The organism is Streptomyces sp. NPDC005820, assembly GCF_040630255.1.
In the GTDB taxonomy this organism is placed as follows: Bacteria; Actinomycetota; Actinomycetes; order Streptomycetales; family Streptomycetaceae; genus Streptomyces.
In genome coordinates, this window is sequence record NZ_JBEXXE010000128.1 from 1 (window position 1) to 1,600 (window position 1,600).

The following is a 1,600-nucleotide window of genomic DNA, read 5'->3' on the forward strand; positions in this document are numbered from 1 at the left end:
AGCCTGAGACCTGATGCCGAGCCGATTGTGGTGAAGTGGATGATCCTATGCTGTCGAGAAAAGCCTCTAGCGAGTTTCATGGCGGCCCGTACCCTAAACCGACTCAGGTGGTCAGGTAGAGAATACCGAGGCGTTCGGGTGAACTATGGTTAAGGAACTCGGCAAAATGCCCCCGTAACTTCGGGAGAAGGGGGGCCACGTCTGGTGAGGGGACTTGCTTCCCGAGCTGGGGGTGGCCGCAGAGACCAGCGAGAAGCGACTGTTTACTAAAAACACAGGTCCGTGCGAAGCCGTAAGGCGATGTATACGGACTGACGCCTGCCCGGTGCTGGAACGTTAAGGGGACCGGTTAGTCACATTTCGGTGTGGCGAAGCTGAGAACTTAAGCGCCAGTAAACGGCGGTGGTAACTATAACCATCCTAAGGTAGCGAAATTCCTTGTCGGGTAAGTTCCGACCTGCACGAATGGCGTAACGACTTCTCGACTGTCTCAACCATAGGCCCGGTGAAATTGCACTACGAGTAAAGATGCTCGTTTCGCGCAGCAGGACGGAAAGACCCCGGGACCTTTACTACAGTTTGATATTGGTGTTCGGTTCGGCTTGTGTAGGATAGGTGGGAGACTTTGAAGCGGCCACGCCAGTGGTTGTGGAGTCGTCGTTGAAATACCACTCTGGTCGTGCTGGATGTCTAACCTGGGTCCGTGATCCGGATCAGGGACAGTGTCTGATGGGTAGTTTAACTGGGGCGGTTGCCTCCTAAAGAGTAACGGAGGCGCCCAAAGGTTCCCTCAGCCTGGTTGGCAATCAGGTGTTGAGTGTAAGTGCACAAGGGAGCTTGACTGTGAGACCGACGGGTCGAGCAGGGACGAAAGTCGGGACTAGTGATCCGGCGGTGGCTTGTGGAAGCGCCGTCGCTCAACGGATAAAAGGTACCCCGGGGATAACAGGCTGATCTTCCCCAAGAGTCCATATCGACGGGATGGTTTGGCACCTCGATGTCGGCTCGTCGCATCCTGGGGCTGGAGTCGGTCCCAAGGGTTGGGCTGTTCGCCCATTAAAGCGGTACGCGAGCTGGGTTTAGAACGTCGTGAGACAGTTCGGTCCCTATCCGCTGCGCGCGCAGGAATATTGAGAAGGGCTGTCCCTAGTACGAGAGGACCGGGACGGACGAACCTCTGGTGTGCCAGTTGTTCTGCCAAGGGCATGGCTGGTTGGCTACGTTCGGGAGGGATAACCGCTGAAAGCATCTAAGCGGGAAGCCTGCTTCGAGATGAGTATTCCCACCCACTTGATGGGGTAAGGCTCCCAGTAGACGACTGGGTTGATAGGCCGGATCTGGAAGCACAGTAATGTGTGGAGGTGACCGGTACTAATAGGCCGAGGGCTTGTCCTCAGTTGCTCGCGTCCACTGTGTTGGTTCTGAAACCACGAACAGCCCCATGCCTGGTCACGGTGTGGTGCGGCTGGCAGTTTCATAGTGTTTCGGTGGTCATAGCGTGAGGGAAACGCCCGGTTACATTCCGAACCCGGAAGCTAAGCCTTACAGCGCCGATGGTACTGCAGGGGGGACCCTGTGGGAGAGTAGGACACCGCCGAAC

General features: G+C 56.6%; 2 rRNA genes. Both read left to right on the plus strand.

Annotation, left to right across the window (positions count from 1 at the left end):
• Positions 1-1,395, plus strand: a 23S ribosomal RNA gene (locus ABZ464_RS52015); the annotation flags it as partial.
• An 88-nt stretch (positions 1,396-1,483) separates the two neighbouring features.
• Positions 1,484-1,600: ribosomal RNA gene (gene rrf, locus ABZ464_RS52020) — 5S ribosomal RNA — on the plus strand.